Annotated in this window: 17 protein-coding genes; 3 read left to right on the forward strand and 14 right to left on the reverse strand. The window is 30.8% G+C overall.

Going from position 1 to position 22,834, the window contains the following annotated elements; all coding sequences use genetic code 11:
• Positions 1–32: 32 nt before the first annotated feature.
• Together D4Z93_RS10205 and pepT are read right to left on the reverse strand one after the other, a co-directional pair.
• Positions 33–2,612, reverse strand: a complete 2,580-nt coding sequence (locus tag D4Z93_RS10205) for a winged helix-turn-helix domain-containing protein (RefSeq protein ID WP_119973255.1) — start codon at positions 2,610–2,612, stop codon at positions 33–35.
• A 22-nt stretch (positions 2,613–2,634) separates the two neighbouring features.
• A complete protein-coding gene (pepT, locus tag D4Z93_RS10210; RefSeq protein WP_119973257.1) occupies positions 2,635–3,861 on the reverse strand; it encodes a peptidase T in 1,227 nt (408 codons plus the stop codon).
• A 154-nt stretch (positions 3,862–4,015) separates the two neighbouring features.
• Between pepT and D4Z93_RS10215 the strand changes: the two genes are divergently transcribed.
• Positions 4,016–4,708: a Crp/Fnr family transcriptional regulator gene (locus D4Z93_RS10215; RefSeq protein WP_119973259.1), complete on the forward strand. Its 693-nt coding sequence runs from the start codon at positions 4,016–4,018 to the stop codon at positions 4,706–4,708.
• A gap of 79 nt (positions 4,709–4,787) precedes the next feature.
• Here D4Z93_RS10215 and D4Z93_RS10220 read toward each other — a convergent pair whose 3' ends face one another.
• The 8 genes from D4Z93_RS10220 to kdpF all read right to left on the reverse strand — a co-directional run bounded on the left by D4Z93_RS10220 (position 4,788) and on the right by kdpF (position 15,283).
• Positions 4,788–5,195: a hemerythrin domain-containing protein gene (locus D4Z93_RS10220; RefSeq protein WP_119973261.1), complete on the reverse strand. Its 408-nt coding sequence runs from the start codon at positions 5,193–5,195 to the stop codon at positions 4,788–4,790.
• Positions 5,196–5,443: 248 nt separating this feature from the next.
• Positions 5,444–7,096 carry a hydroxylamine reductase gene (gene hcp / locus D4Z93_RS10225; RefSeq protein WP_119973263.1) on the reverse strand — a complete coding sequence of 551 codons (1,653 nt, stop codon included), beginning with the start codon at positions 7,094–7,096 and terminating at the stop codon, positions 5,444–5,446.
• Between the two features lie 66 nt (positions 7,097–7,162).
• Entirely contained in the window at positions 7,163–7,861 is a 699-nt protein-coding gene (locus D4Z93_RS10230) for a response regulator (protein WP_119973265.1), read from the reverse strand.
• Entirely contained in the window at positions 7,851–10,565 is a 2,715-nt protein-coding gene (locus D4Z93_RS10235) for a sensor histidine kinase (RefSeq protein WP_119973266.1), read from the reverse strand. The genes D4Z93_RS10230 and D4Z93_RS10235 overlap by 11 nt, the downstream gene beginning before the upstream one ends.
• Positions 10,566–10,739: 174 nt before the next feature.
• Positions 10,740–11,366, reverse strand: a complete 627-nt coding sequence (locus D4Z93_RS10240) for a K(+)-transporting ATPase subunit C (RefSeq protein ID WP_119973269.1) — start codon at positions 11,364–11,366, stop codon at positions 10,740–10,742.
• Between the two features lie 30 nt (positions 11,367–11,396).
• Positions 11,397–13,460 (reverse strand): potassium-transporting ATPase subunit KdpB, encoded by a 2,064-nt coding sequence (gene kdpB, locus D4Z93_RS10245; RefSeq protein ID WP_119973271.1) that lies wholly within the window; start codon positions 13,458–13,460, stop codon positions 11,397–11,399.
• A gap of 35 nt (positions 13,461–13,495) precedes the next feature.
• On the reverse strand, positions 13,496–15,175 hold the full coding sequence (gene kdpA / locus D4Z93_RS10250) for a potassium-transporting ATPase subunit KdpA (protein WP_119973273.1): 1,680 nt from the start codon (positions 15,173–15,175) through the stop codon (positions 13,496–13,498).
• Positions 15,176–15,205: 30 nt separating this feature from the next.
• Positions 15,206–15,283, reverse strand: coding sequence for a K(+)-transporting ATPase subunit F (gene kdpF / locus D4Z93_RS13695; RefSeq protein WP_119974313.1), 78 nt, complete (start codon positions 15,281–15,283; stop codon positions 15,206–15,208).
• Positions 15,284–15,634: 351 nt separating this feature from the next.
• Here kdpF and D4Z93_RS10260 point away from each other — a divergent pair, with 351 nt between their 5' ends.
• A complete protein-coding gene (locus tag D4Z93_RS10260; RefSeq protein WP_119973275.1) occupies positions 15,635–16,414 on the forward strand; it encodes a PhzF family phenazine biosynthesis protein in 780 nt (259 codons plus the stop codon).
• A gap of 487 nt (positions 16,415–16,901) precedes the next feature.
• Here the strand turns inward: D4Z93_RS10260 and D4Z93_RS10265 are convergent, their stop codons facing one another.
• Complete coding sequence (locus D4Z93_RS10265; protein ID WP_119974315.1) at positions 16,902–18,692, reverse strand: LTA synthase family protein; 1,791 nt, start codon at positions 18,690–18,692, stop codon at positions 16,902–16,904.
• Between the two features lie 276 nt (positions 18,693–18,968).
• On the opposite strand from D4Z93_RS10265, the gene D4Z93_RS10270 reads away from it, so the two are divergent.
• Positions 18,969–19,616 carry a histidine phosphatase family protein gene (locus D4Z93_RS10270; RefSeq protein WP_119973277.1) on the forward strand — a complete coding sequence of 216 codons (648 nt, stop codon included), beginning with the start codon at positions 18,969–18,971 and terminating at the stop codon, positions 19,614–19,616.
• 26 nt (positions 19,617–19,642) lie between these two features.
• Here D4Z93_RS10270 and D4Z93_RS13235 read toward each other — a convergent pair whose 3' ends face one another.
• The 3 genes from D4Z93_RS13235 to D4Z93_RS10285 form a co-directional block, all read right to left on the reverse strand.
• Positions 19,643–19,825 carry a hypothetical protein gene (locus D4Z93_RS13235; RefSeq protein ID WP_162920295.1) on the reverse strand — a complete coding sequence of 61 codons (183 nt, stop codon included), beginning with the start codon at positions 19,823–19,825 and terminating at the stop codon, positions 19,643–19,645.
• A gap of 390 nt (positions 19,826–20,215) precedes the next feature.
• Positions 20,216–22,159: an SH3 domain-containing protein gene (locus D4Z93_RS10280; RefSeq protein ID WP_119973281.1), complete on the reverse strand. Its 1,944-nt coding sequence runs from the start codon at positions 22,157–22,159 to the stop codon at positions 20,216–20,218.
• 119 nt (positions 22,160–22,278) lie between these two features.
• The gene (locus D4Z93_RS10285; protein ID WP_119973283.1) at positions 22,279–22,725 is read right to left on the reverse strand and encodes a DUF134 domain-containing protein; all 447 of its coding nucleotides are present in this window, start codon (positions 22,723–22,725) and stop codon (positions 22,279–22,281) included.
• Positions 22,726–22,834: the final 109 nt, after the last annotated feature.

The raw sequence follows: 22,834 nt of genomic DNA on the forward strand, positions 1-22,834 counted from the left end.
TTAAAATTTTAATACAGTATTTTTATTACGTTTTATATAATACCCATATCCCTTGCCTTTGATACTGCCCGAATCCTATTTTTTACACCAAGTTTAGTAAATATATTTAATATATGACTTTTAGCAGTACTTTCCGTAATAAATAAATTCTTGGCTATTTCAGAATTTTTTGCTCCTTTTTCTATAAGAAGCAAAACCTCTTTCTCCCTTTTACTTAGTATCTTACAATCCTCATCCGTAGAATAAAGATTTAATATTGTGTTTAAATACTTTTCCATACCATAATAATCTTTATTAAACATCATTGACTGTATTGTTTTAATCAATACTTTAATTGATTTTTGATCATGAAGAAAGAAAAATCTCACAAATGAATCATTATAACCAAGAATCAATGCCATTCTAAAATCTTTTGTAGCATTCTCATATTGATTCTTTTTTGAAAATATCTCAGCTCTAAAGATATATGCCATTATACTTAAGTATTTACTATCTCTTTCTGTCATAGATGCCAGAATTACGTTTAATACCATAAGAGAATCATCTAGTTTTCCTTTATACATTAAAGCATCAGAAAAAACAATAAATTCTACTTTAATCTTAAAATCTCTATTGACAATATAATCTTCCACCCATTTAGCTTTCCCACATTCAATTAGCCTCTTAACTTTGAGTGCCTTAAAATAATCCCTCAATTTAAGAAAATAATACTTATCCAATAAACTACTATAATCATCCATTACAAAAAACTCATTCAGTTTTTTTAATATTTTGTTTGACTTATTCTTATTATCTTTTAAACTTATCCCTGAATATATATAATACCCAATAAACATCGGATATACATCCCACTCTTCTGCAATTTCCAGGCCTCTCAATACATATTGTTCTGCCTTCTCTAAACAATTTTTCTCATAATAAACAAATGCTAATACCATATAGAAAATCGATATTAATTGACTGCCTTCCATACCGTTTGCAATTGCATCATTCAAAGATAAATTGCATATATTCTCACATTCGTTTAACCTTCCCATGATAAGGTCTGTAAAAATAATTACTCTGTTAACAGTTAATTTTAAAGTAGCCTCATTGTGTTCTCTACTTAAATTAATGGAGTTTTCAAAGAATTTTTTTTCTGATTCAAAATCATTTAAATAAAAATATGTTAAGCCTAATTTTAAATTTAATACTGTATTCCAAAATTCATCATGTTCTAAGTTCTTGAGGCTTTCCTTATAGTATTCTATACTTTTTTCATAATTCGAACTGATAAAATTTTTATCTCCAATTATTATATTTAATATAGCTATACATTCATTTTTATACTTTTCATCTCTATTTTTAATGGATTTATTAACAAGATCTTTATACTTACTGTAATTAGTATCATCATAAAGGTTTATATACATATATACCATGCAGAACCTAGGATTCCCTACAATAACATCCTGCGGAATTCTTTTAAGCCAGTTCAGTACATAAAAATATTCATTGGTAAAGACCTTTTTTAAACATTCACCTTCCACTAAACTTATTGCCTGAGTGTAATTTTTCACATTAATATACTGATTAACTGCTTTATCTATAAAACCATTTTTTTCGTACCAGTAAGCTACCTTACTTCCAAGTTCATTTATCTTTTCTTTATCCTCATTATCGATTTTACTTATTAAAAATTCTTTAAAAAGCTTATCATACCTAAATATCTTTCCACTATAATCTAATTTATTTGTAAATAAATTCTCATCATACATTTTTTCTAAAAGCTTTTGACTATCTTGTTTTGTCGTAATATAATTACACAAATATTCATCTAATTCATCTAAAACACATGTTTTTAAAAGAAATTCCTTAATTTCTTCTGATTGATAATCAAAAACTTCCTCAGAAAAATAATCCTGAATATATCTATTACTGCCATCAAAATCTTTACATAACTCTACTAGTTCATTTTCTGTATTTACAGATAATGCAGCAATCTTAATTCCAGCAGCCCATCCATTCGAGGCATTATTTAATATTTGTGCACATTGTTTTGTCACAGTAAATTCTAAGTTACTTTCTAAAAACTTTTTTGTATCTTCTAGGGAAAATACAAGTTCTTCTCCAAATATTTCTGTAACTTCTCCATCCAATCTTAATTTAGACACATTTATATTTAATCTTTCCCTACTCACAGCTATTATATGAACATTATTAGGTACACTGTAAACAAATTTTTTTATTTGATCAAGTACATTCTCATCCTTTATAACTTGCAAATTATCAAACACAAATATCATGTTTTTATCTAATGACAAAATATTTTCTAATTTCAAATTTGCTAACGAATCAGATTGACCTTGAACAGCTAAAGTAACTGTTTTCCAAAAAATGTCCTGATTATTATCTCTCTCATTTAACGATATCCATATAATATTATCCTCTAAATTTCTTGAGTATATCCATGACATAACAACTGTAGTTTTTCCACTTCCGGCTTTAGCGGATATAATCGTAAATTTTTTATTCAAAGCATTATCCAACTTATTCAAAACTTTTTTTATGCCAACAACTTTGTTCTTCCTTTTAGGAATCATAAATTTATTTTTATAACTATAATCTAACATTTTATTATTCTCCTAAAATACCTTATATTTCTGCAAATAAATCAATTATCTTCAATATTACTTCCACAGACTTTTCCATACAATAGGTCGAAATATACTCATATTTGCTATGAATATTATGTGCTCCTGTAAATATATTTGGTGTTGGCAGTCCCATATATGAGAGTTTAGCTCCATCTGTTCCTCCTCTTAACGGCGTTACATCCGGAAATAAATTAACTTCCTTTATAGCTTCAACAGCAATATCAACAATATATTTTTCAGGTTCTATTTTTTCCTTCATATTTCTGTATTGTTCAGTTATATAAAGTTTTGCTGTACCCCTGCCATATTTTCCATTTACACGCTTTACCAGATCACAAATAAAATTTTTTCTCTTTTCAAAATTATAGTTGTCAAAATCCCTTATCAAATAACTAATTTCTGTCCTTTCTACCTTTCCATTTATCGACGCAGGATGATAAAATCCATCAAGTCCTTCTGTACTCTCTGGAGTTTCATTTTCCGGGAACATACTCATAATCTCCGATGCAATCCTAAGCGAGTTTACCATTTTACCTTTTGCCTCACCAGTTTGAGCATTCCTTCCTTTTATTATTATTTTAGCACTAGCTGCATTAAAGTTTTCATACTTCAAATCCCCAATCGATTCCCCATCTACTGTATAAGCCAAATCAGCATTAAATTTTTCTACATCAAAATATTCTCCGATTTTTCCTATTTCTTCATCCGTAGTAAATGCAACTCTTATTGGTCCATGTTTAATCCTGGGATTTTTTATTAAGTATTCCATTGCAGTAATAATTTCTGCTATACCAGCTTTATCATCCGCACCAAGCAAAGTAGTCCCATCGGTTGTGATTAATGTCTGCCCTATGTAATTCTTCAGCTCTGAAAATTTTTTTGGTGAAAGTATTATATTTTCTGATTCATTTAACAATATATCTTCACCATTATATGCCTCTACAAATTTCGGATTCACATTGGCACCAGAAACTTGAGGATGTGTATCTATATGAGCAATAAAACCCACAACTGGAACATCTTTAGTTATATTTGCCGGCAATGTAGCCATTATGTATCCGTTCTGATCCATACAAACATCCTCCATTCCAATATCCTTTAATTCACGGCAGATTTCTGAGGCCAGTTCAATCTGTCCTTTTGTAGTTGGAATAGTTTTTGAACTTTCATCCGATCTTGTATCATATTTTACATATCTAACAAACCTTTTTACAACATTAGACATAAATAATTTCTCCTAAATATAAAAATAGAATCAGTCTAAATTATTATCAAATATAGGCTAATTCTATTATATCACTATAATTTAGTTTATTTTATTTTAGATAATATGTTATATTGTAATTATAAGATTATGTATAAGCAGAGGTGATTCATACATGTTTGAACAATATACTGATATATTATCAAAATGTGCTATATTTAATAATATCGCAAAACCTAATATAAATATAATGCTTGATTGTATCAAACCTAAAATAAGTAATTTTAAAAAAAACGAATTTATTGCTATGAAAGGTGACAACTTTAAGAGTATCGGTATTGTAATATATGGAAATGTATCTATTGTAAAGGAAAATCTCTCTGGAGACAGGATGCTAATGACAGCACTAAGTCCAGGTGGTATATTTGGAGAGATGGCTGTATTTTCAAAGAAAGCATTGCTCCCAGCTACAGTTGAAGCACACGATAACTGTTCAATACTTTTTCTACCAGGTGACAAAATAATATCACCTTGCTCTAAAACTTGTCAATGGCACAGTCAATTAATAAGTAATATGCTTATGATTATATCGGATAAAGCTTTAAAACTTAATAAACATATTGAGTATCTTAATATAAAGAGCATACGCTCCAAAATAAGTACTTTTCTTACAGATGAATATAAAATTCATAAGAAAGATACATTTAAACTATCACTCAATAGAAATGAACTTGCTAATTTTTTTAATGTGTCTAGACCTTCACTTTCAAGAGAAATGTGCAGCATGAGGGACGAAGGACTTATTGATTTTCACAAATCATCAATTCACATTATAGATATAGAAACATTAAAGGATATGTCAGAATAGCAATATTATCATATAATTATAAATTCTACCCATGCAGCACATTGTTATAATTTAGCAAACAGGTTCATCCTACATCATTTTAATCGAGAAGAGGATACAACTCTTTTTCTTCTCTATTAATCCTGTCCATTAACAACTTAAATACCTGCTCTGTATCTACATTAAACTTTTGCAAATTATCTTTAATCTTACTAGCAGTATTATAGTTTGATTTATACTTTTCATATATAGGACTGAACTTATTCATCTCCTCATAATAATTTTTGCCAAATAAATTCAATTTTGGATTTTCACTTTCCAAAAGATGCGGATAAAGATACTTGTCCTCACTCAATAAATGTATCTTAAGCTTGCCAGAAACAGTATTTATACTTTTTACGATTTCATGGACATTTTTTTCCACAGTGGCTTTATCAACATTGTCCAATATATAATTTGATGATTTAGTAATTTCTACATGCTGTCTTTTAAGATCCTTAATATTCATATCACTCACCCCACCAAAATTTATTATCTATTTACTTTAAAAACTTAATATATTGTTTCCTGACTATTAAATTCTCTAATAGTAATATAATGCTATTAGAGATAAAAGTATGTAACATATATTACTATTCTACCATTTTTAATGTTCTTATAAGAATTCACAATATCTTGGAAGTATAAAGTATGGATAAATTAGCAGAGTATCATATTCTGCTAATTTATCCATATAAATAAGTGCGCTTTAAGGAATTATTTCGTTTGATTTAATGCACTATTTAAATCATCCTGTGCTGTACTTATGGGTTTTATATCAAAAGTTTCAACCAAATACTGAAGTACATTCGGAGATATAAATGCTGGTAATGTCGGTCCCAGATATATTCCCTTTATTCCAAGTGACAAAAGTGCCAGCAAATCAGCTACAGCCTTCTGTTCATACCAGGACAGTATAATTGTAAGAGGCAGAGAATTAACATCTGTATTAAAGGCATCTGCTAAAGCTGTGGCAATTCTGACCGCTGAATAAGCATCATTGCATTGACCAACATCCAATAGTCGTGGTAATCCTGCGACTGTACCAAAATTCATCTTATTAAATCTATATTTACCACAAGCTAGAGTGAGAATTATACAATCTTCCGGAACTAACTTGGCAAATTCTGAATAGTAGTTTCTCCCAGGTCTTGCCCCATCACAGCCTCCTATCAAGAAAAAATGTCTTATCTTTCCTTCCTTAACTGCATTTACTATATCCCCGGCATGCGACAATGCTGCATCATGTCCAAAACCTACCAGTATTTCTTTCTCCTCCTGATCCTCTTTAAAACCTCCCAATTCCAGTGCTTTATTTATTATCTCACTAAAATCCTTAATTCCATCCTCTAAGACATCAATATGTTTTACTCCATCCCAGCCAACGACATTAGTTGAAAATATTCTATCTTTATATGTTTCTCTCGGTCTCATCATACAATTTGTTGTCATTAAAATGCATCCAGGTATTCCATCAAACTCTTTTTGTTGATTCTGCCATGCAGATCCAAAATTTCCAACCAAATGCTTATACTTTTTTAATCCTGGATATCCGTGTGATGGAAGCATTTCTCCGTGAGTATAGATATTAATTCCTTTATCCTCTGTCTGCTTTAAAAGCATTTCCAAATCCTTTAAATCATGTCCAGACACTATAATAAATGGGCCTTTTTTTATATTTACATTTACCTTGTGAGGTGAGGGATTTTCATAAGTATCAGTATTGGCTTTATCCAAAGTCTGCATTACCTGCACAGCCATATCTCCTACTCTCATAGTCATACGAATCATATCTTCAAGAGTCAAATTATCATTTGTAGTAGACTCAAGTCCTAAAAAATAAATATTGTCTACCTGCTCATTATCATAACCAAGAAATCTTGCCTGATGACCATAAGCACTTATACCTTTTAATCCATACAATATAGTTGATCTCAGCGAGCGAATGTCAGCATCAATACTCTGATCATACATAATACCGGCCTTTACTGAATCCTTTAACATAGCTTCTTTGCTGTCACTTAAATTATATGTAGCTGCATCTGCATAATCCCCTTTAGGTGCCTGTTTTCTTATAACTTCTTTTATTTTCTGAGATTCTTTTAATAATTTCATATGAACCTCAGCATCAAAATTTACATTTGTCAGTGTCGTAAATAAACTATTTTCCACAAATTTCACTATCTCTTTATCGATAGTTTTCCCATTTTCAATAAGTGGTTTAGCATAGCACGATATTCCCTTTAGTTGATATATAAGTAAATCCTGTAGATTTGCAATTTCAGGTGTTTTCCCACAAACACCAATTTTTGTACATCCCTTACCACCAGCTGTCTGTTCACATTGATAACAAAACATTGAATTCTCCATATTCATCTCTCCTTATAATAGAATTTCATCTATTATAATATCTCCCAATATCTCTTAAATTATAGATTAATTATCCACCAATCTGTATCCAACTCCAACTTCGGTATAAATGTACTGCGGCTGAGCTGGGTTCTTTTCTATTTTTCTTCTGAGACTTGCCATAAAAACTCTAAGGGACTGAGTTTCATTTCCAACTGGCAATACCCATATCTTTTTAATTATGAAGTTGTGAGTCAAAACCTTTCCTGGAAATTCACAAAGGAGCGCCATTATTTTATATTCCATTGGAGTTAAATGTATTTCTTCATTGTCTATTGTCACCTTTCTCTTATTAAAATCAACAACTAAATCTTTGACTTTAAATACTCCTATATTCTTCTTGTCATTGCCATTCATCATGCTGTGCCTTAAAGACACCCTGATTCTGGCTAATAATTCACCAATTCCAAAAGGTTTTGTAAGATAATCATCTGCTCCATTATCTAAAGCTTCTATTTTTTGCCTTTCATTTTCTCTCGCAGAAACAACTATTATAGGGACTTTAGACCATTCTCTTACTTTTCTTATCACATTAATGCCATCCATATCTGGAAGCCCTAAATCAAGTATTATTAAATCAGGTTTATGTGACATCGTAAGTACAATAGCTTCTGCCCCCTTATCTGTTTCTATATAATTAAAGCCTTGAACTTTTAAAGATGCCGTTATAAAATTTCTTATAGGTTTATCATCTTCTACGACAAGTATATAAGCTTTATTGTTCATCTCTATCCTCCTTTGGAATATTAAATTTAAAAATAGCACCCCTTTTGTCTACTCGATTTTCAGCAGTAATCCTTCCACCATGTGCTTCAACTATAGATTTGCAAATTGCAAGTCCAAGTCCAACACCTCTTCTCGAGTCAGATACCTTATCTCCATTGGTAAAAAATCTGTCAAAAATATATGGTAATATATCATTTGATATACCCATACCATTATCAGTTACTTCAAAAATAATATTTTTTTTATCCTCAAGTACTTTAATCTCAATTAAAGAATTTTTTGGTGTAAATTTGATGGCATTGTCAACTAAATTTACAATAACCTGTTCAATTAAATTTCCATCCATTGGTGCCATTATTACATCCTCTGGTAGTTTTACTTTTATTTCATGATGTTTTGAACGTTTTGAAACTCTCTGAACCGCCTCATATACCACCTCTTCTATTAGTTCCGTTTCCTTTTTAATTCTTATTTTTCCACCATCGAAACGCGTCATACTGAGCAAATTTTCCACTAACCTTATAAGCCATTCGGTATCGTCGTATATCCCTTGGAGCAACTCACGTCTAGTTGAATCTGATATAAGGTCTCCAGTTTCTATAATAGTACTAACTGATCCCTTAATTCCTGCAAGGGGACTTCTTAAATCATGAGATATGGATCTTAAAAGATTGTTTCTAAGTTTCTCACTTTCAATCTCCAAGTTTGATTTCTTCTGCGTTTCTGCTAATATCTCTCTATCCAGTGCTATATAAATTTGACTTGCAATTGTTTCGAAAATAAACTTTTGTTCCGGTTTTAAGGATTCACTAATACACGAAATGCCTATGACTCCTAAAACTTTGCCATGGTTCTCTAAAGGCATATAGTACCCCTTAGCTCCATGAAATGTATTTGTACCAGCTCCTGACTCCTTGTTATTTAAAAATGTCCAATAAGCAACTGCCTCTTCATCTTTACTCAATAAAGTTCTGTCTCTATCACCATTGTCTCCAGTATAAATAAATGGAGTTGATAGTTTGTTTTCCTGTCCTAGATAACAAATAACCGTTCTTTCAAGAAGTCTTGACAAATACTTTATGCCTATACTTACAACATCTGCAGTACCTGTTGCACTTAAAAGTTTTTTACTCGTCCTATACAATATCTGTGTTCTTTTTTCTCTTCTTGAAGAATTAACAGCCTCTCTCTGAATTTTATTTGTAAGAGTTCCTATAGTAAAAGTCACAACAAACATTATAGGGAAAGTTGCAAGATAGCTTTTATCATAAAACTCCATAGAATACCTAGGTTCTGTAAAAAGATAATTAAATATAAATATACTTACAAATGAACATATAAATCCTAAAATATACCCTCTGGACTTTATATTTATAATAATAACACCCAGTATAAAAATCATAATAACATTAGTAGAGTTAAAGCCCAAATGTTGTATAAAAAGTGAAATAAGTGTTGTGATAAGCATTATCAATCCAGCTATTAAAATTTCCATTTTTGATATATTAAATTTATATTTACTTTTCTTTATAATATTTTTTCTCTCTTTTTTAAAATCCAAATTTGGTATAACATATACATCGATATACGAATTTGAATCCATTAGCCTATCAACTATGTCCTTTGCATAAAGATGAAATAAGTTTTTGGGATTTTTATTATTTTTTCCTATAATTATCTTTGTCACATTCCTGAATTTTGCATATTGGATTATTTGTTCAACTGCATCATCACCATAAACTGTTACAACTTCCCCACTGAGCTCTTTTGCCAAATTGAAATGAGAATTTAATCTGTCCCTGTCCTCTTTGTTTAAATCTTTAGATTTTGCAGTTTCAACGTAAAGTGCAATCCATTTGGAATGATGTGCTTCAGCCATTCTCGTTGCTGTTCTTATGACCCTTGCAGATGACGGCGACGGAGAGATGCACGCAAGAACTACATCAGATGTCGGCATTACAGTTATCTGGCTTCTTGACATTCTTACACTTTCAACCTCATAGTTTATCCTGTCCGCTGTTCTTCTGAGTGCAATTTCTCTAAGTGCAAACAAATTATTTTTAGTAAAAAAATTACTAAAAGCCTTTCTCGTCTGATCTTTGCCATACACCTTTCCCTCACTAAACCTATTTAAAAGTTCATCTGGCTCTATATCTATAAGTTCCACTTTATCAGCATCATCAAATACTTTATCAGGTACTGTTTCTCTGACAACAACATGGGTTATACTTTCGACTATATCATTTAAACTTTCTATATGCTGAACATTTAAAGTCGTATATACATTTATCCCTTCATCTAAAAGTTCATACACATCCTGCCATCTTTTTCTATGTCTTTTAGTAGAAGCATTAGTATGTGCAAGTTCATCAACAAGTATTATATCTGGTTTTCTGTGAAGTGCCTTATCCAAATCAAATTCTTTTAAGGTAACACCTTTATAATTAATAACCTTAACCCCTATATCTTCAATTCCATGAGCCAAAGCCATAGTCTCAGGTCTATCATGAGGCTCTACATACCCAATCACTATATCTCTGCCTAGTTTTTTTAAATCCTGAGCCTCCATGAGCATGGCATAACTCTTTCCAACTCCCGCAGCATAACCAAAGAATATTTTAAGTTTTCCCTTTGAAGTTCTAACTTCTTCTTTTTTTATTTGCTTTAAAAGATAATTGGGGTCCGGTCTATCATTTATATCTATTTAAATCACTCCCAATCTTCTTTAAATTTTATATTTCATTTAATAAGATTATATATTTAATAACATCGATATAAAAGTATATAACTCTATATCGATCTTATTATCCTTTATAGTATACCTGCCATACATATAAAAAAAAACATTTTTATAAAAATTATTTATAATCTATAAGAACTACTTTTTATTTAAAAGTGAAGCTATTTCAATATTAACCTTCAACACATTGACTCTTGGTTCCCCAAATATCCCTAATGATTTTTTTTGAGTATACTTATCAATTATTTGTTGGAGATCAGATTCACTTATTCTAGATGCTTTTGAAATTCGTGGTATTTGAATTTTAGCAGCCTGTGGACTTATATCTGGATCTAATCCTGAACCAGAACTTGTCAAAAGGTCAGTTGGAATATCCTCTTTTTTAACTTCTGGATTTGCTTTCAAGAATTCATTTATATCTTTTTCAACCCTCTCTTTCAGCAATTTATTAGAAGGTGCTAAATTTTGCGATCCTGATCTTACACCGCTATATGCTGTTTTCCCATTTTTATCTGTTTTAGTATCTTTTTCTGTATAAGTATTATAATTCACAGATGATACCCTTCCTCTCAAAAAACGCGGATCTGTAAAGTTTTGTCCTATCAATTCAGAGCCTACCTGTTTTCCATCAACTGTTATCATACTTCCATTGGCATTTTTATTAAATACAAGCTGGCTCACTCCTGTCATAAATAAAGGATATAAAAGTCCACATAATATCATAAAAACTATACTTATAAAAAACGATTTTTTAATTGTCTTCATCATAAAAAACCTCCTTACATAATTATTAAACTACCCTATATTAAGAATCTTAACTAAAGGTGTGATTATAATATCAATAGTTTTTATTCCAATAAATGGAGCAAGTATCCCTCCACCTCCAAAAATAAGCATATTTCTTAAAAGCATAGTTTCTGACTTCATGGGTTTATATTTTACGCCTCTCATAGATATAGGTATCAAAAGCGGTATTATTATTGCATTAAATATAAGTGCTGAAAGTATAGCGCTGTATGGTGTTGAAAGTTTCATTACATTCATAATCCGCATCTCAGGTATAGCAACAATAAAAATAGCAGGAATAATAGCAAAATATTTAGCAACATCATTAGCTATACTAAAAGTTGTCAAAGCACCTCTTGTTATTAAAAGCTGTTTGCCTATTTCCACAACCTCAAGAATTTTTGTCGGATCAGAATCCAAATCCACCATATTTGCAGCTTCTTTTGCAGCTGTTGTTCCACTGTTCATTGCAAGACCAACATCTGCCTGCGCAAGTGCTGGCGCATCATTAGTTCCATCTCCAGTCATAGCAACTAGTTTTCCCTGCTCCTGTTCACGTTTAATTGCAGAAATTTTATCCTCTGGCTTGCATTCTGCAATAAATTCATCCACTCCGGCCTCCTTAGCAATGGTAGCTGCAGTCAGTGGATTGTCTCCTGTACACATAACCGTTTTAATTCCAATTTCTCTGAGCCTTTGAAATCTTTCTGTGAGTCCAGGCTTTACAGTGTCTTTTAAATATATAACTCCGTATATTTTTTCATTTGCACAAACTACAAGCGGAGTTCCTCCTAATTTTGAAACACCATTTACAGCATCATCCAAATCCTTAGGAATAGTTCCTCCCATTTCAATTACTCTGTTTCTTATGGCATCAAAAGCTCCTTTTCTTAGTTTTAAACCATCTTTTAAATCTAATCCACTCATCCTTGTCTGAGCTGTAAACTCAATAAACTCTAAATTTTCATATTCGGAGTTTTTAACATCTGCTCCTAACTTTCTGCCAAGTTCAACTATTGATTTCCCTTCTGGAGTATCATCTTTTAATGAACATATCACAGAGTAATTTATAAGTTTCATTTTATTTACATTTCCAACTGGAATAAATTCAGATGCAAGTCTATTTCCAAAAGTTATAGTACCAGTCTTATCAAGAAGCATTGTATCCACGTCACCGCAAGCCTCAACTGCCTTTCCAGACATTGCAATTACATTGAATTTCGTAACTCTATCCATACCAGCTATACCTATTGCTGACAACAATCCTCCAATTGTCGTAGGTATCAAGCAAACGAGAAGCGCAATCAAAGTAGAAATATAAATTGAAACTCCAGAATACTTAGCCATTGGATAAAGTGCGACTATAACTATTAAAAATATAATTGTAAGGCTTACAAGTATTGTATTAAGTGCAATCTCATTTGGCGTTTTCTGCCTCGATGCCCCTTCAACAAGAGAAATCATTTTATCTAAGAAAGATTCACCCGGGGTTGCTGTTATTTGAATTTTTAACCAATCACTTACAACCTTTGTTCCCCCTGTAACCGATGCAAAATCTCCACCGCGTTCTTTCATAACTGGTGCTGATTCGCCTGTTATAGCCGATTCATCTACAGATGCAATTCCATCTATAACTTCACCATCATTTGGAATTATATCTCCATTTTCAACTAAAACTACATCTCCTTTTTCTAATTCATTGGCATTTATCGTTTCAATAGTTCCATCTGATTTTAAAATCTTTGCCATAGTATATTTACGCATTTTTTTCAAATTTTCAGCCTGTGCCTTACCTCTTCCCTCAGCTACTGCTTCAGCAAAATTTGCAAAAAGCACTGTTATAAAAAGTATAAGCGCTACAATCAAGTTGTATATTCGTAGATTATTGCCGCTGTCTCCAAATAAATTTGGTATAAATGTCAGCAGCAAAGTTATAATAAAACCTATTTCAACTACAAACATAACAGGATTTTTTATCATATATCTTGGATTCAATTTTTTAAAGGATTCTACTATAGATTCCTTTAATATTTCTTTTGTAATGAATTTAGATTCCTTTTTATTATCACTCATTTTATTTTCTCCCTGCCTTTTAATTTCACAAATAATCAATGCCACAAGGTTAAATGTTCCGCTACCGGTCCAAGTGCTATAGATGGTAAAAATGTCAAAGCTCCAATTATTAAAACAATAGCTATCAAGGTCACTGTAAACATTACATTATCAGTTCTAAAAGTTCCCGCAGTAACTGGTATACTTCTTTTTGCAGCTAAAGATCCTGCGACGGACAGAAGAATTATCATAGATAAATACCTTCCGTAAAACATAACTATTCCAGTTGTAATATTCCAAAATGCAGTATTATCTACCAATCCTTCAAAACCAGAACCATTATTTGCTGCAGATGATGTAAATTGATATACTATTTGAGTCAAACCGTGAAATCCTTGATTCGATATACCAGAGACTCCCTGTGGTATGACTAAAGCAAGTGATGAAAACATCAATATCAAAAATGGATGAATTATTATAGCTAAAGCTATAAGCTTAATTTCTTTACCTTCAAGTTTTTTTGATAAAAATTCAGGTGTCCTTCCAACCATAAGTCCACATAGAAAAACTGTAAGAATTGCATACATCATCATATTCATGAAGCCTACACCTTTACCACCAAATATAACATTAAGCATCATATTCATAAGTGCAACCGTACCTCCTAAAGGCGTTAAAGAATCATGCATGCTGTTTACAGATCCCGTGGTAAATGCTGTAGTAACCGTGGTAAATAGTGAGGATTGCGCTATTCCAAATCTAACTTCCTTACCCTCCATATTTCCCATAATCTGATTTAATCCTACATGTGCCAGAATTGGATTTCCTGCTTTTTCTGCATAATAACATATAGGAAGTGCTATTATAAATAAACCTGCCATTGCGGCAAATATGCTCCAGCCCTGCTTTTTATTCTTTGCCATCAACCCAAAGGTATATACAAGTGCTCCTGGAAGAATCATCATAGATAACAATTCAATCAAATTTGTTATTGGTGTGGGATTTTCAAAAGGATGTGCAGAACTTGCACTAAAAAAGCCACCACCATTTGTTCCTAAGTGCTTTATTGATTCAAGAGCTGCTACAGGGCCAATTGCTATATCCTGAAATTTTCCTTCTATTGTAGTAATTGTTTTAGTTCCTGACAAAGTCTGAGGCACTCCCTGAGATACCAAAAAAAGCCCTATTATTATTGAAAGCGGCAATAAAACTCTTGTAATTATCCTTGTCATATCAACAAAAAAGCTGCCCATTTCCTTCTTCCCAGTTATTCCTCTCATAAAAGCAAGTGCTGCTGAAAATCCGGTTGCTGCTGATGTAAACATCATAAAAATTATAACTGCCATCTGACTTAAATAAGAAATTCCAGATTCACCGCTGTAATCCTGGAGATTTGTATTTGTCATAAAACTTATAATTGTGTTAAAAGATAAACTTTGCTTCATTCCGCCTATTCTATTTGGATTTAAAAATAAGACTCCTTGAAGTCTCAGTATTATATATCCAATAAATATCATAGCTGCATTTACTGTTACAATGGATAACACATATTGTTTCCAATTCATTTGTTCATCTTTATTTATACCACACACCTTGTAAATAAAGTTATCTATTGGATTAAAAATCCTATCTGCAAATGTCTTTTCTTGACTACTCACACAGTATAAATATTTTCCAAGTGGTACTATAATTAATATAAAAAGTAATAAAGTCACTATTATCTGCAGCCATTCCATAATCTATCACTCCTAACCTGCTTAAGCCACCTAAAATTTTTCTGGATTGAATAGTGCGTAACTTAGATATATTAAAAGTAGAATTATAATTCCAATTAATATAAACATATTAATTCCCCCTATTTATTCACTTGCTTCTCACACCAGTTAGCAAAAAATATAATTGAACCAAATCCCGTAATCAGTAGTGTAAAAAATATAATGTCTAACATTATTGTCCTCCTTCAATACTTTTATTTTCTATATTGAATAATACTATTTATGATATAAAGATTGGATAAAAATATTTCTTAATCGTATAAAGATCGTATAAAGATTTCATTGTAATTATAAAAAAGGAAGAAAAGTGGAAGGTATTCCTATATTAATGACCTGTTACCCTTTAACTCATAAATAATTTAGTGTAATATGTAATTATTATACATTCTTAAAATACTTAATAAGTGAGGATTTAGAAAAATGAAATATTATATAGTTAATGCTTTTGCTGATGAAATGTTTAAAGGGAATCCTACAGGGGTATGCATTTTAGATAACATAATAAGTGACTCTCTAATGCAAAAAATTGCTGAAGAAAATAATTTATCAGAAACCGCTTTTGTTATAAAGAATGAAAATAGATATGATTTAAAATGGTTCACACCAAAATCTGAAGTAGCTCTATGTGCTCACGCTACTTTAGGGGCTTCTTATGTTATTTCTAACTATATCGATATAGGAAACAATTCCATGACATTTAATACCGCTAGTGGAGAGCTTAAAGTCAATCGTAATAAAGATTTATATGAAATTGAACTTCCATTGACGATGCCGAAAAAAATAAAATTATCACATAAAATAATTTCAGATATATTTCATATATATCCAACCGAGATTTATTTATCTAGAGATTTATTTTTAGTCTTTGACTCGCAAAAACAAATAGAGGCTTTAACTCCCGACTTTACAAAAATGGACAAACTTGAGGAGGGTCTGGGAGTTATTGCTACATCAAAAGGTGACAACACAGATTTTGTATCCCGCTGTTTTTTCCCAAAACTCGGTGTAAATGAAGATTCTGCAACTGGTTCAGCACACAGCAGCTTAGCACCCTTCTGGTCTAAAAGATTAAATAAAACTATAATGACTGCTAAACAATTATCATCACGCGGCGGAACCTTATACTGTGAAATATCTGACGGTAAAGTAAAAATATGTGGAAAAGTCATACCATATCTCAGTGGAAATATTGATATATAATTTATTATTTATTTGATTTTCTTTCTTTTACAATCATAAAAACTATGGCAGCTAAGACAAGTATTATTATAAAAAAAATATCACCTAACATATTAACCACCTTCTATAAAAATCTTTATAGTATAATTAATATTAAAGCATTATTATATTTATTATAAATGATTGCAAATTTCCAGATGAAAATATATACAGGGTTTACAAGTAAAAGCTTAACTTATGCGCAGACCGGGATTTCTAAAATTAAGGCACATTAAAAATTTTGTAGTAAGTCTTAGAGAAGTGTTCTTAAAAATCTTAGTAGATTTTATATATTTGAACAAAGTGAGTTTATAAAATCTGCTTAGATTTTTTAAGCACAAGCTTAAACTTACTAGAAATTTTTTACGTGACGTATTTTGGAAATCCCGGCAGGAGCATAAGTTAAGCTTACATTCATAAACCTTATAGATAAATTAGAAAAACGTATGTGTTTCTAATTTATCTTGTATCATTTTTTATTAAATTTTTTAATTAAATTGTGATTTAAAATATCATCTGAATATTCCAGTTCCTTTTGTGTAAGTGACTTTTCATTTAAAATTTTACTATTTTCACTGATTGCTTCTCCTGTTTTAATATCATAGTATTTATCTAACTGTGATAAATAAAAAACTTTTCCATCGGTGAATGAACCATTTCTAAAAACAACTAAATTATCTTTAGTATTAAAAATATCACTGCCGAACATGTACTTAGAAGATAAATTATACAAGTTAGAAAGAGTCGGATATAAATCCATTTCTCCTGAATATGCATGGTAAATTCCACTATTCTTATTGTCCGGGAAATGAATTATTAAAGGTACCTTTTGCAGTTCCATCCAGTTTAAATCATTTCCTTTATCTATATTTAAAAATTTATAAAGTGATTTGTCCTGATTTTTAGGTATTGCATAGTGGTCACCATAAATTACTATAATAGAATCTTTAGTTAAACCTGAGTCATCGAGTTTTTTTAAAAACATACCAATCTGTTCATCAGTATAATGTATTGATTTAATATAATTTCCCAAAAGAGTACCTTCATACTCAGAAGTATTAAAATTACCATAATTTTTTACATCGTCAAAAGGATAATGACTGCTTAACGTTACAAGGAAACTAAAAAATGGCTGCTTTTGATTACGTATAATATTAAGAGACTGATTTAAAAATGATTTATCACTAAGTCCAAGTCCAACAACATCATCAACCTTAAAGCTGCTCTCGGAATAAAATTTATCATATCCTTCTGCCTTATTCATAATATTTCTATTCCAAAAGTCCCCTCTGAATCCATGAAGTGCAATACTTGTATATCCTTTTTTTTCTAACATTTTGGGAAGTGAATCAAAATCATTTTTACAATACATATATGCAGCTGCACCTTGACTCGCAGGGTATAGTGAATTATTAGTCATCAACTCTGCATCTGAAGTATTCCCTGCTGATACCTGATAAAAATAATTATCAAAATATGCACTTTTTTTAATCCATGCATTTAAATTAGGGGTAATCTCCTTTCCATTTAATGTTTTATTAATAACAAATTGTTGGAGTGCCTCAACCTGAATCACTATGAGATTTTTGCCATTTCCATCTCCATTTAATATACCTTCAGAATTTTTATTATTATCACCAAAATAATGTTTTATTTCATTTTGCTTGCCAATTGGCAAAGGAGTACCTTTTTTAATTGTTCTATATGCAAAATTATAAACATCAAGTACATGAAAATCCAGATTACCAAGAGTCTCCGCTATATATATCCTATTATACATAGTAGTTATAAGATTAGGCTGTTCCACTGAAAGTTTATATACATACTTTGCACTATAACCAAGACCTATAGCAAGCACAACTACAGTTGATATAATTCTTACCTTTAATGTATTTTCTTTTTCTATCATCAGCTTGAATATTATACCAGGCAATAGAACTATATCTATGAAAAGCAGAAAGTACTGCCATTTTAAAAGACTTGCTACACTCGATTTAACGGGGCCAAGTAATAAACCATTTTCAAGTATAGAAATGGATATAATATCTCTAAAGTATTGAAAATAAATTAGATCTGCAAATATTAATGAGGTCAAAACAATACTTGATATATACAAAAAAGTAATTCTCTTTCTTTTTTTAAATATAAGTCCAAAACCGCATATAACTAAAATCGAAGCTAAAATTTTTGGATATAATCGTTTGTAAGAAAAATATTGGATCTGAATTTGTGAACCATACACAAGCATTTTTATTGACATAATACTTACAAACAAGATTATATCTATGTTATTTAATATAATTTTTTTCGGTGATTTAAAAAGCAAATTGTTTTTGACAGTTTTCACGTTTAAGACTCCTCTTACAACTTCGTATTCTTATATTAGAATATTATAACACATAATACTTTTTCTAACTCTAAGATTGCTTTATATGAAATAAATAATAAATTGCAGAAAATGAACTGCTTGAATTTAATTTTTATATGGTTTACAATATAAAATCAATATGAAATATATATTTTAAGGAGAATTTTTATGAATACCGAATTATTATTGGTAAGACATGGTGAAACTAACTGGAATATAAAAGGCAAATTTCAAGGCTCTCATGATATAGATCTTTCTGAAAAAGGAATTTTACAAGCTGAATTTTTAAAAAAAGAATTAAATTATAATTTTGACGTAATATATTCGAGTCCATTAGTAAGAGCATTAAAAACTGCTGAAATATTGTCTGGGAATAATACATCTCTGAAACCCATAGTAGACAATGAATTACGTGAAATTAATTTTGGGGAATGGGAAGGGCTTACTATAGAGCAGATAAAGGCAAACTACCCTGTTCAATACAATGAATGGATTACAGACAAAATTAATGGTCCACTTGTAGGTGGTGACTTAAGCTTAAGGAAAGCAAGCATACGCGCAAAAAATGCCATTATTAAAATAGTAAAAACACATAAGAATAAAAAAATAGTAATTGTATCTCATGGTGGAATTATAAAAGCAGGTTTAATCGGAATATTTGATTGGGACATGTCTATGTATCATAAATTTCGCCTCGGGAATACTTCTGTTACTAAAATAGCATTTTCAAAAAACTTACATCCTTTATTAATGTTACTAAATGGTACAAGCCATATTCCTCAGAGCTGCACTGTTAAATCCCATAGCATTAACTGAAATATCTTAATGTTTTACAGATCTTATTATAAAAAGGAGCCAATCAGTTTTTCCAATTGGCTCCAACATTCTTTCAGAATAACATCACCTGTATAATTTGTAGTTGGTGCTGCCGAAGATACATAACTGTCAAAAATACTTTCTTTATTCTGTTCTGTTATTACCGTTGGATCAATGACTATAGGATATTCTCTTTCTTCATCCTCCAACCAATTAGAATCCGGTATTAAAGTTAAAATGTAGGAGTCATTTTCCCCATCTAATATTAATTTGATTTTCTTACTTAATTTCTTGTTTTTATCATACATAGAAGGTGGATTTATTTTGAAAATAATTTTAGAAATATCTTGTTTGTCACAAAATATAATTGAATTGTCATCTTGAACATGCGGAACCAGATTTTTTGTCCCTAAATTGAATTTAAATTGAAAGTTTTTGATCTCTTCTCTTACTATAGGGTTTGTAATTCCAAGTTTAAATTATACGTAAGCTGACATTTCCAAAATATAGGCACATTAAAAAATTTTTTAGTAAGTCTTAGTGACGTATTTTGGAAATTCCAGCCTGTACATAAGTTAAGCTTTCATTTATAAACCTAATTACTGTCTAAAATTTTCTGTCTGAAATCTACCCTGATATTGATTGTATATACCCTGATATTTTCCCCACTGTCCGTACCTTTTTTGTTCCTGTATTGCTGATTCAAACGACTGCATCATAGGGCCGCCACCCCATTTTACCACATAAACATCATAAGGTGTTCTACCAATATCATGCGTAGTATTTATATCAAAATCAAAAAAAGGCCCGCCTGTATCACCAACTGTAAAAATACCGGTTGAATTTACATATTTTAATTGAGGAATATATATCTCAGTACCAGCTCTCATATTATGCGCTGCAACTATTGAACCATTTCCGTCACAATAATATCCGCTGGCACTCGTTCCCTTTTCTCCATAAGAACTTACTATAGCATTTGAAAACTTGTAAACATAATTTATCAAATCAACAGTACCAGACGACGCAGAACTGTCAGAACTTGAGCTTGTCCCGCTGGAGTGAATACCTTTAACTAAATCAGCATAAATATATCCTCTTTTTGTACTACCATCTGAGGTTTTATACTCAACTAAATAGTAATTATTCTCACCATTTAGGATAGTCACCGTCTGTGCTTTTGCAGTTTCATCTGAAGCATACTCTTTTGAAGGTCCAAAACTTATAGCTGTATCATCCTGAATTGTCCCCTGTTTTTTGTCATTATAATTTGCATTAGGAACATCCTTTATATCAACATAGTTTGCATCTATATAAACTCTTTTCTTACCATCATAAGTATTATATTCAACTAAGCACCTATTTTCCTCTTTGTTTATAACTGTAATCAACTCGTTATCTATATAACCTATAATCTCAGAGCTGTCCGATGGTCCTGCATATGTTGATATCCTCTTATTTATAAGCTCATCCATTTTTGTAGGAGCTGGATAAGACGGATAACCATACCCATCTATTATAATATCCGAAGGTTTATAATCTACTCTTGCAACTTCGTAACAATTATCTTTAAAATAATCTCCTTGTATAATTGTCAAAGTTCCATCATTTCCTACTGCTTCAACTATTCCAGCAAAGTGTAAACCATTGTTTTCAAAATATACAATTGATCCTATCTTAGGAATACTTCCAAATAAACCTTTTTCATTAAACCAATTCATCGAATCAGAATAAGACGAAGTTTTTGGGAATTCACTCCCAAGTCCTGAATTATAAGAAACCCAACTAATAAAAGTTGAAGACCATGGAATATTATTTGTTCCATACCATTCTCCATATTTAACTGTATTTCCATCATTCCCGCTTGCTAATGCTCCTATTTCCGAACGTGCTGTATCAAGAAATCTTTTTATATTTACATTTAAATCTGATGTATCATCTGGAGCTTTAACATTGGTTTGTGAATTTTTAGACGATGAACCAAGTGTAATATCTTCTAATTTAACATATCCTCTCCTCAGTCCACCAGAATTATATGTATATTCGATAAAATACCAATCACCCTGTTTAGATAAAACCTTTACTGTCTTATTATTTATTTTATCGTTATTTTCATAATCATCTCCAGGCCCAGAATATACTTTAGTCCCACTAGAGGAACATCCTACCTGTAAACTTTGACTATAATCAACTGTTGTTACTGCATCACTAGAATTTAAAGATACATAGTTTTGATCTATATATCCCCTGATTTTTCCCTTATTACTATTATACTCAATATAATAACAATTTCCTTCTTTATTTAATAATGTTACTAAACTATCCTTTACCCACTTTACAGTTTTACTTGACCCCGAAGGTGTATATAGTATATCAGCAGATCCATTAACCTTTGTCTCAATTGATTGAGCAGCTTTATTTTCGGCGTAAACTTTATTTTCTGGAATATATTTATTAAAAGGAATACTTCCGGCAGAATAAATACCTAAAATAAATACTGCTATAGATAATGTTTTTATGGTTTGTTTAATATCTTTCTTCAATACCTATCCTCCTTACTTTTAACATATTACTTAACATTTTATCATATAAGTTGTCACTCTATAAAGCCTAAAATCATAAAAGTTATAATTATGCAGTTTATGAAAGTTATACAAAGTTCTTACCAATTATTTTTACCTTTGCACCGTTTACTGCAAAATTCAGCCTTTTTACCACACATAACATTTTTAGAACCACATTTAGGACAGCTAGCTTTATCATGTTCACAATTTATTTCATAAACCTTGCCGCAGTTCACACACTTAAACTTACAGAAATTAGTTGTATAGTTTCCCCCTGCAATCTTAATAGCCTTACCTTGAGTTAATGCTATTGCAACCTTTTTTCTTGCATCATCTATAATATTTTGAAATGTTTGCCTTGATACATGCATCTTTTCTGCACACTCTTCCTGTTTTAATTCCTCTATATCTTTAAGTCTGATAGCCTCAAGCTCTTCTATCTTTAAGACAACTTCCTCAAGCTCACACTTTTTCTTTCCTAAAGGAATAAAATAATTATACTTTGGTAAAAATTCAACTCTTCTAAACTTAGTTGGTCTGGGCATTCTTACTCCTCCTTAAATATCCATTTAAATAATTTTACCACACATAAAAATAGAATGACCTAACAAAAATAAATATAAACTAAAATTCATATAAAATAAACCTATCTAC

This window comes from Clostridium fermenticellae (genome assembly GCF_003600355.1).
Taxonomy (GTDB): domain Bacteria; phylum Bacillota; class Clostridia; order Clostridiales; family Clostridiaceae; genus Clostridium_AV; species Clostridium_AV fermenticellae.